The organism is Metallumcola ferriviriculae (genome assembly GCF_035573695.1).
Taxonomy (GTDB): domain Bacteria; phylum Bacillota; class JADQBR01; order JADQBR01; family JADQBR01; genus Metallumcola; species Metallumcola ferriviriculae.
In genome coordinates, this window is record NZ_CP121694.1 from 50836 (window position 1) to 64069 (window position 13234).

Sequence of the window (13234 nt, forward strand, 5' to 3'; positions counted from 1 at the left end):
GCTCCCCCATTCTTTCAACAAAAGAGCTTAATCCGGCTTAACTATCACTACCTCAGACTTTTCAAGAGAACCCTGGATAAGCGCTTCAATATCAAGAACCGACTCCGCTTTCTGCACCGGCCCTAACTTTGGTCTGGTTGCCGGATGCTTGGGCATAAATAAGGTACAACAATCTTCATAAGGTAAAATAGATGTTTCATAGGTATCTATCTGCCTGGCATAGTCCATAATTTCCTGTTTGTCAAAGGTCACCAAAGGTCTCAGCACCGGAATTTTTGTTACTTCATTAATAACACCCATGCTTTCTAAGGTTTGACTGGCCACCTGCCCTAGATTTTCGCCGGTAACTAAAGCCAGTGCACCTTCTTCCTTAGCGATACGGTCAGCAATTCTAAACATCATCCGACGCATAATGGTAACATAAAACTCCTCCGGGCAGTTTTGACGAATCGCTTTTTGTATGTCAGTGAAATGGTTTATGTGAAGCTTTACTCGGCCGCCGTAAGCACTGATTATCCGAGCCAGATCAATAACCTTTTCCTTGGAGCGTTCGCTGGTAAAAGGAAAGCTATGGAAATGGAGTCCCACAATCTCCAAACCCCGCTTCATACCCAGCCAGCCGGCCACCGGGCTATCTATCCCACCGGATAGCAGTAATACTCCCCTTCCCGTGGAACCAACAGGCAGTCCGCCATTACAGGGAATCTTACCAGTATATACATAAACACCTTCGCGACGTACCTCTACCATGACGGTCACATCCGGTTGATGCACATCCACTGACCAACCGGTGGTATTATCCAACAAATGTGCGCCCACTTCTTTACTTATCTCCGGGGACTGCATGGGGAATCTCTTATCAGGTCGTTTTGTCTCCACCTTAAATGTACCGCCATCAGCATAACCCTCAAGCTGTTCAAGTGCCGCCTGTTTAATTTGTGCTAAATCCTGAAGCGTCACCGCTGCCACACTTACCGATACGATACCAAAAACTTTCCGCACCCTTTGGATTACCGTATCAACATCATCCTTAATCGGCACATACATCCTACCGTATGCTGTTTCCACCCGGTTAGAGGCGATCCCGCCGAGAACATTTTTAAGGTTTTTCAGCAGCTTTCTCTCAAACTCGCGCCTGTTTTTTCCCTTTAAACTAATTTCGCCAAAACGAATTAATAATGTTTGTTCCATTATCTACTCAACCCCCTCAGTTCAGCAGCTATTTGCTTAAGCTTAGCTAAAAATATGTCTATTTCTTGGGGTGTATTCAAGTAAGACAGGCTAACCCTAATGGCACCGGTAAGGGCGTCACCACTGAGACCCATGCTTTTCAACACGTGACTGGCTTCATTCCTGCGGGAATGACACGCAGAACCGGTGGATACATAGATGTCCTCTGCCTCCAATGAATGGAGCAACACCTCGCCACGATTTACCCCTTCGCACCAAATATTTACTATATGCGGGGCGGCGGCATCACCCCCGGGACCATTAATATGTACTTTGTTTAACCCTCTCAGCCCCTGTAGCAGCTTTTGTTTTAATTTGGCTAATGTAGAGTCGTTACTATCCAACCGCGCACCTGCTAACGCCGCGGCTTTGCCCAAACCGGCAATGCCCGGTACATTTTCGGTACCGGCGCGCTGCAGCACTTCCTGCTCACCACCCACCAGTAACGCCTTAAGTTGGACGTTCCTATCGATATAAAGAGCACCAACCCCTTTAGGACCATGTGCTTTATGTGCACTAATGGACAGCATATCAATGCCCGTTTCTTTCGGTCTTAGCAAGAGTTTACCAAAACTCTGCACAGCATCTACATGAAAGAATGCTTGGGGCGTGGAAGATTTAATTATTCGTGCCAACTCATTTACCGGCTGAATACTGCCTACCTCGTTATTTACTGACATGACACTTACCAATATGGTTTCCGGCGTCAGCAGTTCCTGCAGCTGGCTAGGGTCCACCAAACCATCTTGGTCGGTATCAAGATAAGAAATACGAAAACCATCCTCCGCAAGTCTGGAGACGCTTTCAAGTACTGATGCATGCTCAATGGATGAAGTGATGATGTGCTTGCCCCGGCCTTTACGCTGTTGGGCCGTACCCCATATAGCCCAATTGTTTGCCTCAGTTCCGCCGGAAGTGAAAAAAATTTCTTTGGACTCAACCTGCAAAGCTTCGGCAACTTGGCGCCGGGCATTTTTCAACACCTTTTCCGCTTCTATTCCCACTCGATGCATGGAGGATGGGTTCCCGTAGGTATCCAGCAAGACTGTATTTACCACTTCCGCCACCGCCGGCAAACACGGTGTAGTGGCACTATTATCAAAATAAATGCGCGACATATTGTTCACCTCAACTGCTACCTATTGTACCCAAAAAGACGATTAGTTACATATGTTCAGCATTACAGTAAAAAATTCCTACAAAAAAAAGGTATTAATATTATTATTTTCGGCAACAATAGAGGGATGACTCTTGAATTAGGAATAAATAGGAGAGATTATATCATGAAATTTTCAAGATGGAAGATGCGTATAGCCTGTCTGACATTGGCCTTTTTCTTGTCTCAGGCATTTAGCGCAGCACCGCTGGCTGAGGCCGCGGGCAACTATTATATCGTCCAGCGCGGCGATAGTCTCTGGTCCATTGCCCAAAGACATACCATGACGGTAAAAAAACTAAAAGAAATTAATGGCCTCACCGGTAACATTATTTATCCGGAACAACGGTTAACAGTAATACCGGTGGTGGCAAGCAGCAGTACTGAATACATCGTTAAGTCCGGTGATAACCTCTGGGCGATCGGCAAAAAATTTAATATCAGCATCAATACAATTAGGCAGATGAATAAACTTTCCGGTAACATAATCCACCCAAATCAAAGGTTGGTACTACCGGAAAGATCAGGTTCTCATTATGCAATGGCTTTTCGCCAATTGGAACATGGTATCCGACAGGAGCAAAGCAGTAATAAAACTGCCGACGACAGAACTCTCTATTGGCTGGCGCGAGCCATTTCCGCCGAGGCGCGAGGCGAACCTTTTGACGGACAGGTGGCCGTAGGAGCAGTTATCGTCAACCGAGTCAAGCACTCACGCTTCCCCAATTCCGTATTTGATGTTGTTTTCCAAAAATCCGGCGGAATCTACCAGTTTAGCCCGGTAAAGGACGGCTCAATCTATCGGGAACCCAGCAAGGAGGCCATAAGGGCTGCTGAGACTGCACTGGCGGGGCAAGACCCCACTAACGGTGCACTATTCTTCTATAATCCAACATTGACCTCCAGGTCAAATTGGATTCGCACCCGCCCGGTAGCCAAAGTAATGAATAATCACGTGTTTACACTTTAAATATTAAAGAGCAGCCAACTGGCTGCTCTTTTAGTATCTATGGGGTAATATCCCGACTAAACTGTTCTCCGTTTTCATATTTTACTTGGATTAGCATTTTATCAAAGGATTGTTGCTCTTCCAGGCAAACTCTCTCCCGATTTATTCAGGTATCGGCAGCCAAATAGTGAATTTACTTCCCTGTCCTTTTATGCTTTCGACGGTGATCTCACCCCGGTGCTCTTTAGCTATCCATTTAGCGATTGCCAATCCCAGACCGGTCCCTCCTGGTTTACGAGCTGCATCTATCCGGTAGAACCTCTCAAAAATATGCTCAATATCTTCTCCGCTGATACCCTGTCCGTTATCTCTTACCGATATACCCATTTTACCAGGGTATCGCTCTACGCTTAAGGTTATCCTGCCTTGTTCGGATGTATATTTAATAGCATTATCAATCAGGATGAACACCGCCTGGTGCAGGTAATCCTTGTTGGCTGACACTTCCATGCCTTGAATTTCGTCAAGGCCTTGGATGGCAAATTCCCGCTTGGCCGCGCGGCGCCGAGCAGTTCTGCCCACATCCGTCAAAAGTTCTCCTAAGTTAATCCTTTCCATATCCAATCGCAAGCCGGCATCCGCCCGAGCCAATGCCAGCATATCCTCTACCAAATGACGCATTCGCCTGGTTTCTTCACTAATATCCGCCAATATCTCCCCTTGCAGCTGCGGGTCACTGTCTTCTATCTTTTGCAGCAATTCCACATTGCCGCCGATAGTAGTAAGCGGGCTGCGCAGTTCATGAGAAGCATCAGCTACAAAGCGCCGCTGAGCAGAGTAAGTGTCTTCTAAACGCTTATATGCCTGTTGTAAACGACTAAGCATAGCATTAAATGTAGCAGCTAATTGTCCCACTTCATCTGCCGGTCCACTATAATCGATGCGCCTGTTTAAATGCTGACCGTCACCAATTTTAGCAGCAGTGCTGCTAATCTTTTCAATAGGGTTGAGCGCTGTCCTAGCAAGAAGCCATCCTACCGTCGCCGCGATCAGCACCGAGGCTAAGATACTAATCATCAGAAGCAGCCGCAGCCGGGCCAAGGTACCCTCCACCTGGACTAAAGAACGGCCCACCTGCATAACCCCGACAAACTGCCCTTCCACCACCACCGGTAAATTATATAACCTCAGTTTACTTCCGGATGCAGATAATGTCTCATAAAAACCCCCATCACTGCGGCTGGCCATGCTTAAAGTCTCTCTAGAAAGAGGCAGCACCCGATTTCCTAGGTTGCCCGACCGGGACTGGACCCGCCCCTGGCTGTCCACCACCTGCAAGAATGTATCAGGAGAGGCGAAAACATCTACATCAGGCAGTACCACTTCTTTCAAGCGAAACGGATATTTTACTATCTGGGTGGACTCCAATACCTGATCTGCCTTAGTGGATAACGTTTGGTCAGCAGACTCTAGCATATATGTGGCCAAAGTAAAATATAGCAGCAGACCAAAGACGATCAATGTCCCACCGAAAATTGTCGTATACCAAAGAGTCAAACGAGCGCGCAGGGACATTACTCTTCCCCCTTTAATATGTAGCCAACCCCGCGCACCGTCTGTATCAGCCGCGGCTCCCCTGCTTCCTCCAGTTTCTGACGAAGCATATTTACGTAGACTTCCAGCACATTTGATTCACCACTGTAGTCATATCCCCAGACTCGCTCCATAATCTGTTCTTTGGTCAGCACCTGCCGAGGGTTAGTCAGAAACAACTGTAAAAGCTGATATTCCGTAGCGGTAAGAGCTATTGCGCGACCATTCCTTGTCACTTCCCGGGTATTATCATCCATGCTAATATCCGCAAAGGAAAGACGGTTTCCCAGTGAATTGTGCCGCCGAAGTTGGGCTCGAACCCGAGCCAATAATTCCTCTAATGAAAATGGCTTCACCAGATAATCATCAGCACCCGCGTCCAGTCCCTTGACCCGGTCACTAACCTCATCCTTTGCAGTCAACATGAGAATTGGCACGGAATAAGATTTCCGCAGTTGGCGGCAGACCTCAATACCGTCCATACCCGGCATCATCACATCAAGTATTATCAAGTCGGGGCGGTGTTCTTCCGCTAAATTCAACCCGGTGATGCCATCATTTGCGGCCAAAACCTGATACCCTTCAAATTTGAGGCTGCGCGTCAAGAAATTGGTTATCTTACTGTCATCATCAATTATAAGAATCCGCGCTTCCATAGTTTCGCCCCCAATATTTTTATCCAAATTAATAGTAGCATAATTACATTTCGCTAGCAAAGCGTTAAGCGAGTTTATGCCGTTATCTTATGACATAACAAAAGCACCCTTCGATTTACAGAGTGCTTTCTTTTGGTGCCAGAACCGGGGTTGGTCTGAAATATATATTTGTAGCTCACATCATCCGAAATCAGTGAATTTATCAAACATAAATCCAACTACTACACCATAAAAAATGAATGTAAAAAAGGCGACGTAATTGGTAATTATTGAATGTTGTAAAAAGTCTAATCCCAGTGCAGGGTAGATCAGCATAAATACTGCAAAACCCATTGCAGAACTAGCAGATATAGTTTTAATATACAAATAATCCCTTCCTGTAACCTTTAGTAACACGGCAATTAATATCCCGTTTACTCCAGCCATACCTATTGAGGCTATTAAACCAAATAACTGTGCATACCAGGTAAGCACTTGTGGCGCATTAAAAAATACTTCCGCCATATCCTTCCAATAAGTTCTGGTTTTAAGCCCCGCCGAAATAAGTAGAAGAAGCAAAAAATTATGAAGGATGCCCCCTATAATCCCTATCACTAATCCGGCTACATAGAAATCTTTTATTTTGATATTTATCATAACAATATTTACTCCAATATTCGTTCTCTTATTTCAAATATCTTTTAGGGGACCAAATTAGTCGAGGGAAGCAGCTAAAAGGTATTTCTTTTCGCTCTAAACTAATTGTTATAGATTAGTATTTACTCTTAGCCATTTATTATGTCCCAAATTGGACCATAAAGCTCCAGCCATACCACCAAACAATGCTGGAAGCACATTATCAAAAGCCGGTTTAAGGCCAGGTGATGCTATATTTTATCGAAACAACGGTAGCTCGACATAACAAAAGCACCCTCAATTAATTACGAGAGTGCTTTCTTTTGGTGCCGGGGACCGGTAATGTATAGTTTGCACTACTAAAGGCCCTCATTTAATGTTAAAGATTAAAGATCTAAATGATCAGTAATTCAAGTCTTTATTATTTGCTTAAAATAACGTCTTTTTTATTAAGTCTTGTATTTTTTGCTTAACAATATTGGGTTGCCATAAGAAGCCTATAACGCCAACCACTATCGCCCCAGCTATTAAAACGCCCTTAAATATCATAGATCTATTGGATAAATTTGAAAACAATGTAACAAGTGTCGTTATAGTAACCAGTAAAACAATTAATACTGCATAGGTTACGTTTGTTAATTTACATATTGCATTTTCATTTGACTTTTCCGCATTGAGTTTTTGATTGTTGATTTCATTTGTTCGCTCAATTTGTTCCTGAAGTTGACCTCTTGTTTTGCCATGTTCTTGCCTTTCGTCCAAATAGTTACTTTGTTCTTCTCCTCTAATTTGGTTTTGCATTTCTTCGTAGATCTCCAATGGCATTTTATCCGTAAAATTGTCTATATCACCCATAGTTTTATCTTGCAGTAAGTTCATTGCACCTTGGTACGTTCTAAGCAAGTAATACTGTTCATTTGTAACCAAAGCGTCCCCATAAAGCTTATCTAATTGCTTAACATATTTTTTAAGCAATATTTCGTTAGGCTGTAATGCCGCATAACACTCGGCCATTAATTTCTTCTTATTGAGCACTTCAACTTTTGACGGAGATTGTAGCCATAGCATTGTACCCAATTGCAAGTCTGTTAAACAAATGGGTATGCAAAAAGTTCGCGCCTTCTCCAGCTCTTCAAATCTCTTATTAGAATGCGCCAATCCCGAATTAGTTGTAACAAAAACACAGTTAGCTTTAGAAATTATTTGAGGTTTAAGTCCTTTTCTCAGTTTATGGACATACGATAAGGATTTCACATCTTTCCATAAAGTTAATTCTTTTTCTGTTTCGTTAAAAAAAGGATTGGAACCTCTATATGTTTCTATAATATATTTCTTGAGTTTCGCCTCATCTTCTTGATAACGCTCTAATTCATTTGGTGATGGGCCAGGCACAACCGTTATTTTATACTTTTCCAGTACCTTAGGTAATTTCAAAATGGTTTCTTGGACTTTAACTTTATCGTACCCGTTTGCAACAAAAAACTTAGCGGAAAGGCTTGCTTTTGAAGGGTCATATCTAGGATTCTCCACCCAGTTGAGGCACTCTTGTAAAATACTTTGTGCTTCATCGTAATTATGCTCAAAAACATATAATTGTGCATTTAGGTCCAACAATGTTGTAATAAAATCTTCATAAATTGATTTTCTTTCTTCCTCAACTATTCCTAATAACATAAATATTAAATCGGAATCTAAATATACTTCTAATTCTTTTAAATCGTTTATCTCCGAATTTTCTTCTTCAAAAACATGACAATTAAAGACAGTATCAACTAAAACATGTCCTATCGAAATGTCTACCAAGAAATCAAATATCTCGGGGTCAGCTTGATTAGCATGTTGGATAAATTTAAATAAGCAATAATTCAACTTGCTTCTGGACATATTCTCAGGAATCAGGGAAACTTTCTTGGTAAAGATCTCTAAATCATAGACACTTAAAAACGCTAATAACGTGCTTTCAGCATCACTATAAGTTATATCTTCGTTGAAGTTTGTTTTCGCAAACTCAATAAAATGCTGAATAACTTTCTCTTGTTTCCTCAAATGATCGTTAGCAACGTCCCCGAATTCCAATTCCTCAATTTTTTCAGTTACAGGTTGCCACTTTTGTCGGTACCTGTTCAATTTTATTAGTCCATGTTTTTTTGCTCTATTTAGTATCGCTACCATGGGATGGTACGGAATGTCTAGTCCAAATTCGTTTCTGAAGTCCTTCCTCACCTTATTAACGTTTATTTCTTCATAATGTTTCTTGTAGATTAATGTTGCAATGAAAGGAATAAAATTATCAATGTAATCGGCATTTCTTGCTTTATAATTTACCGTTAAAACCGCATAACTAACTATAGTCTTTTTTACCATAGCTTTACTTCCATTAGGATTAAGATTTTTAGCACTCATCAGACTTCCACACCCCTACTACCTAACTCCGTGTTTTTTATATAGTTTCTGACAACTTATGCCAAAATCCTTCCTTAAAATTACAAATTTTTTCCTCTGACTTCCCTTCTTCAAATCCGACTTACTTAAAAGCCACGGGGGGGTGTCTTGTCTGCCATTTGGCAATATGCAATAACCAAAAACGTACTCCCTAATTTTGAGAGTACTTTCACTCTAATACTGGTATAGTTTGCACTTCTAACGGGCCTATTTTAATATTTAGGGACAGGAGTTTCTGAGAAATTTATGTCACTGGTGGATTTCCTCTTAGTGTGAAAGGGACACATAAAAACCCATAATTATTGAAGACCAATACCTATGATACTTTTAAAAAAGACTTTGTTATTGCGGCATTCTGTATCTGATTTTTAAAAAGATTTAGCATTCCCGTGACTTCATTATATAGTGTTTCAAAGTCTGAAAGATTAACATTGACATATTGTCCATGGGCAACTTCATTCCTATACTTTAACAATTCTGCATCAATTAGGTTGCATTTTAATTCATACGGTGTAAAATCTAAATCTATAGTAGCTGTTATTTCTTTTAGGATCTCAGAATTTAAGTTTGATTTGGTTTTAATAACGCCTTGGCATGGAATTTGTGCCCTTTCTTCCATACTCTCTAATAGAAATTTCACAGTCTTATTATGTATAGTGGATTTATTAGTCTCCTCGCATTCAATCAATTCTTTCCGAAATGCTAATGCAATAAAGCTATGATTCAGGTCGCAATACCGTAATTTTTGGGATGCAACAAATTCTAAATACATTTCGGATGCATATTTAATAAATCCTTCCCAATGAGCATAAAGTAGTGCTATACCAACTCTCAATGCCGTGCTCTGTAATGGCTCTTTTGTGGACTTCGCATTACCAAATATTACGGACAATTCTTTTCTTCTCCATGCAAAGTCCGTATCGATTTTCTCAAGAAGTTGTTCTGTTGTTCTAATTTTCATTACCAAACACCGATTTCCCTAAAGGAAGCAGGTGGGGAAGTCTGCTGGAAGCACGAGACCCACTTCCTGAATAGGTCCTAAATGTGTCATTTTGCCAAAGGTTTTTGATTTTTGCTCTAATAACTTCAGCATTCTCCTTGGAATATTCCCATGTATCTATGTGGGTTCCCATTCCAATAGCAATTACCTCAAATGCGGAAATTAAAAATGAACCCATAAACCGTTGTTTCTGAAAATCATATCTCTTAAAAGACTCATCCGATAATACTTGGTCTAATAAGCCAAATGTTTTCAAGAATACACTTTCCTCTCGATCCTTATCTAAGTTACCCTCTTGGCAAAAATCAATCATTCTCGATGTAAGAAACTCGCCAACATCCTTGCTTTTCTTTATGTCGTCAATTGAAGAGTTTTTATAAGCAAGAAATCGCAAAAATAATTCTACATGATATTGCTCCTCAATCAGCTTATCAGATAACGAAATGCAGCTTAAGAAGCTTTCATTCTCTGACAGTCTAATAACCCATTCGAAAAACTCCCTATTAATCATTACTAGAATACAATTCCTAACTTCTTGTGGAGTTAAAGGTGTGCCGCCAGTATTTAACCTTTGAAACAGCTCAAACTTGGTTTCTGTATCACTTTCTTTTTTTATAATTTTGAAATCCAGTTTTGCCCTTTTTATAGCAAGCCTCTGTGATTGGTCAAATGAATTCTCTGTTTCATTACCCTCAGAGTCAAGTTCCTTCCAGGCCTTGTTCTCCAATGAAGGAAGATATGTAGTACCCATTAACCTACTAGGAGAATATAATTCATCGTTTTCCTTCCTTAGCTCACCAACAAATTCAAGAATTGTTGATAACCGCTGCAACCCGTCAATAACATCCCATACCCCATCGTCCCTTTGAGATACAAAAATTGACGGTATCGGAATACCCAATAATATGGATTCTATTAATTTTGTTTTCTGCAAATCAGTCCACCTAAAGTATCGCTGAAATTCTGGCCTTATTTCAATTTCTTTGTTATGATAGAGACTAATAAACTCTCCAATTGACATTGGATATCCGTCGGTATGTATTTCTTTAGCTTTTGCATCGATTTCTGCCTGAAGTCCCATTTGTCTCCCCCCTAAAATGATTGTTATATTATTTACTACAATCTTCTTTTAATTCCTCCATGCTTGAAGTACGTTCTTCAACCAATAAATACGGTCAAATAACTCTTAACTAGGGCTACCTCGGAAAATATCCTGTTGTTCTACTAAGTCATTCCATTCTCCATCTGCAACTCCGCCTGTTGAATTACTAAGTCTATTGCCTCTGGTATTTCATCTGGAGGGTACTTATATTCTTTTAGCAACCTCTTTATTAGGTCCCTCATATTTGCCCTGGCATCATTTCGCTTATACCAGTCTGGGGTTTTGTTTTCTTTAATGAGCTCCAGAAGATTTTTGGCCATTTCTCGCAAAACCTCTGATGCATAATGCTGTTTTACTAATTCAGGTTTAGCTAATGCATCATAAAAAGCCTGCTCTTCTGGAGTCAGCTGCATATCAATACCTTCGTTGATAGCGGCTTCCAATTTCTTTAGCGAAGTCTATCATTTCAGTTATCAATACTTCAAGGTCTTGGACCTGGTTATACTTTTCCACAATTACCTGAAGCTTTTCTGAAAAGGATATGGATCGGACAAGGTTGGTTTTCTTAAACCACTTAATTTTACCTTCAATTAGCTTCTTTAGGGATAATAGCAATTATGTTTTTACACTTCATTGCCATTATCTTAGCTAGGTTTTCAGGAGAAAGAAGATTTTTTTCTTTCTTGGCTACTATATACTCTACTCCTCCATCTTTTAACACAGCCTGTTCTATCATGTTTATTATTTTAGCTTTGAATGCCTCAACATCGGGCATCGGTCTGACGGTCTGATACGTATTTTAGAAAAATGATGCCAAGCGCAATATTCTTATATTTCGAAGCATCAATACTGCCTCTAAGTTTATCGGCAACCGCCCACATCTTCTAGACTGGTAACTAGTTGTTCTTTTGCCATACCTACAGCTCCTTAGCAATCATGTATAAAAACCTATAAAATAACAGTTTCCCTAACAATCTTTAATTTCCTGCAATATGTACAAAACCCTGAAGAATAGGGTTTAAATACTATTCGCTATTCTTCTCATCTTCTCCACCCTCTATGGACTGAGCAGCATCTCTTGCAATCGGTTTGCTCATTGCAATTTCTATGTGTTTTAAAAGGGAGTTTTGTCTACTTTTGAAGAAGCTGTTGAAGTCGTTTTGCCTTAATGTATCAGGATTTATCATATGAGATGTTGGAATCTCATTCATTCGTGCATCGGTTATTCCTGCATGCTTCTGCAATTTTTCTAAATAAATAGAGGGCGCGTTAGCACTTATTATTCGATTTGTCTTAGCTGATATAGGCGTCTTATTGATAATACAGTCAGCCAGTTTATTATCAATGCTGTTTGTCTTGCAATATGCCTGTGGGAAGATATGGTGTATGTCAATGTTATCATCACAATATATTTATGTGTCGATTGGCTCACCTGTTCTAAAATCCAGTCCCCCTTCTAGTAAGAGAAGTGTGCTTAATCCTTTATAGGCCGCACTATTTCTTGGTCTTAAAGTAAGAAGCCTTGTAGGTGCAAAATTAGCATCTTGAACCATACTTGGTTCTGCACCACCATCTATCCATTCCAGTGCCCCAGGTAAGTCTTTTGTAAATCGTGTTTCGTTGGCACTTCCATATAGCTCACCAAACACACCGCACCAATACCATTTATATAGCTTACGCCGTACTGAATCTGACTCTACTTGATCAGATAGCCTCGTTAGAGAAAGCCTATGCTCATGAAACTAAAATAGATGCTAATGCGCTTCGTGTATTCTTTACTAACTTCAAAACTGCTTTTGAAAATGCAACAATCAAGGAAAAGCGTGAGCTAATGCGGACCTTCATCCGGCATTTAGAATTAATCCCTGAAAATGAAGAAATCAGGGTAGAATTTTACCCTGATAACATAGTGCAAAGTATTGGTGCCGGAGACCGGAATCAAACCTATACGGCGGTTGAAGACCGATGGACTCTCTTTATCTTTTCCCTTTATCATACGGCTCGCCGGCAGCCTGCGGCGCTTGAGATGATTTGGAGAAGACAACTAATGCGATTAAGGTAACTACATAAGGAAAGGTTTTTAAGATTATGCCGGGGATTTGCGCCAATGCGGGGACCACCTGAGATACATTGGCAATAGTGCTTGCAAAGCCAAAGAATAGGGTAGCTCCTAGAATTCCTAAGGGTTTCCACTGGCCGAAGATTAAGGCAGCCAGGGCCAAAAAGCCTAATCCAGCCGCGGTTCCACTGAACTCACCCGAGAAGGTGACGATCACGATGGCTCCTCCCAGCCCCGCAAAGGCCCCGGAGGCCATCACCGCAATGTAACGCATGCGATATACATTAACCCCGGCAGCATCCGCTGCGTGGGGGTGTTCACCGCAAGCTCTCAAGCGCAGTCCAAAAGGAGTTCTGTACAAAGCAAACCAAGAACATAATAAGATTGCCAATGCCAGCCAGGTGGTGGAATAATTTTTGGTAAAAAAGCTAG

Annotated in this window: 13 protein-coding genes and 2 pseudogenes; 1 reads left to right on the top strand and 14 read right to left on the bottom strand. The window is 41.2% G+C overall.

The window, feature by feature from the left end; translation table 11 throughout:
* Positions 1–27 precede the first annotated feature (27 nt).
* Together thiI and MFMK1_RS00230 are read right to left on the bottom strand one after the other, a co-directional pair.
* The gene (thiI, locus tag MFMK1_RS00225; protein WP_366923190.1) at positions 28–1191 is read right to left on the bottom strand and encodes a tRNA uracil 4-sulfurtransferase ThiI; all 1164 of its coding nucleotides are present in this window, start codon (positions 1189–1191) and stop codon (positions 28–30) included.
* Complete coding sequence (locus MFMK1_RS00230; protein WP_366923191.1) at positions 1191–2348, bottom strand: cysteine desulfurase family protein; 1158 nt, start codon at positions 2346–2348, stop codon at positions 1191–1193. Before MFMK1_RS00230 ends, thiI begins: the two co-directional genes overlap by 1 nt.
* Positions 2349–2513: 165 nt before the next feature.
* Here MFMK1_RS00230 and MFMK1_RS00235 point away from each other — a divergent pair, with 165 nt between their 5' ends.
* Positions 2514–3356: a cell wall hydrolase gene (locus tag MFMK1_RS00235; RefSeq protein ID WP_366923192.1), complete on the top strand. Its 843-nt coding sequence runs from the start codon at positions 2514–2516 to the stop codon at positions 3354–3356.
* Positions 3357–3497: 141 nt separating this feature from the next.
* Here MFMK1_RS00235 and MFMK1_RS00240 read toward each other — a convergent pair whose 3' ends face one another.
* From MFMK1_RS00240 to MFMK1_RS00295, 12 genes and pseudogenes are all read right to left on the bottom strand, one after another.
* Positions 3498–4910 (bottom strand): sensor histidine kinase, encoded by a 1413-nt coding sequence (locus MFMK1_RS00240; protein WP_366923193.1) that lies wholly within the window; start codon positions 4908–4910, stop codon positions 3498–3500.
* A complete protein-coding gene (locus tag MFMK1_RS00245) occupies positions 4910–5584 on the bottom strand; it encodes a response regulator transcription factor (RefSeq protein ID WP_366923194.1) in 675 nt (224 codons plus the stop codon). Before MFMK1_RS00245 ends, MFMK1_RS00240 begins: the two co-directional genes overlap by 1 nt.
* A gap of 180 nt (positions 5585–5764) precedes the next feature.
* A complete protein-coding gene (locus MFMK1_RS00250) occupies positions 5765–6220 on the bottom strand; it encodes a hypothetical protein (RefSeq protein ID WP_366923195.1) in 456 nt (151 codons plus the stop codon).
* 408 nt (positions 6221–6628) lie between these two features.
* On the bottom strand, positions 6629–8602 hold the full coding sequence (locus tag MFMK1_RS00255) for a hypothetical protein (RefSeq protein WP_366923196.1): 1974 nt from the start codon (positions 8600–8602) through the stop codon (positions 6629–6631).
* Positions 8603–8957: 355 nt separating this feature from the next.
* Complete coding sequence (locus tag MFMK1_RS00260) at positions 8958–9602, bottom strand: MAE_28990/MAE_18760 family HEPN-like nuclease (RefSeq protein WP_366923197.1); 645 nt, start codon at positions 9600–9602, stop codon at positions 8958–8960.
* Positions 9592–10722 carry a GmrSD restriction endonuclease domain-containing protein gene (locus MFMK1_RS00265; RefSeq protein ID WP_366923198.1) on the bottom strand — a complete coding sequence of 377 codons (1131 nt, stop codon included), beginning with the start codon at positions 10720–10722 and terminating at the stop codon, positions 9592–9594. Before MFMK1_RS00265 ends, MFMK1_RS00260 begins: the two co-directional genes overlap by 11 nt.
* A gap of 143 nt (positions 10723–10865) precedes the next feature.
* Positions 10866–11156, bottom strand: coding sequence for a type I restriction enzyme endonuclease domain-containing protein (locus MFMK1_RS00270; protein WP_366923199.1), 291 nt, complete (start codon positions 11154–11156; stop codon positions 10866–10868).
* Between the two features lies 1 nt (position 11157).
* Positions 11158–11358 (bottom strand): type I restriction enzyme endonuclease domain-containing protein, encoded by a 201-nt coding sequence (locus tag MFMK1_RS00275; protein WP_366923200.1) that lies wholly within the window; start codon positions 11356–11358, stop codon positions 11158–11160.
* Entirely contained in the window at positions 11330–11518 is a 189-nt protein-coding gene (locus tag MFMK1_RS00280) for a hypothetical protein (RefSeq protein ID WP_366923201.1), read from the bottom strand. The genes MFMK1_RS00275 and MFMK1_RS00280 overlap by 29 nt, the downstream gene beginning before the upstream one ends.
* A 10-nt stretch (positions 11519–11528) precedes the next feature.
* Positions 11529–11624, bottom strand: a pseudogene (locus tag MFMK1_RS00285) (type I restriction-modification system subunit M N-terminal domain-containing protein); the annotation flags it as partial.
* 144 nt (positions 11625–11768) lie between these two features.
* Positions 11769–11954: a hypothetical protein gene (locus MFMK1_RS00290; protein WP_366923202.1), complete on the bottom strand. Its 186-nt coding sequence runs from the start codon at positions 11952–11954 to the stop codon at positions 11769–11771.
* 765 nt (positions 11955–12719) lie between these two features.
* Positions 12720–13229, bottom strand: a pseudogene (locus tag MFMK1_RS00295) (ABC transporter permease); the annotation flags it as partial.
* Positions 13230–13234: the final 5 nt, after the last annotated feature.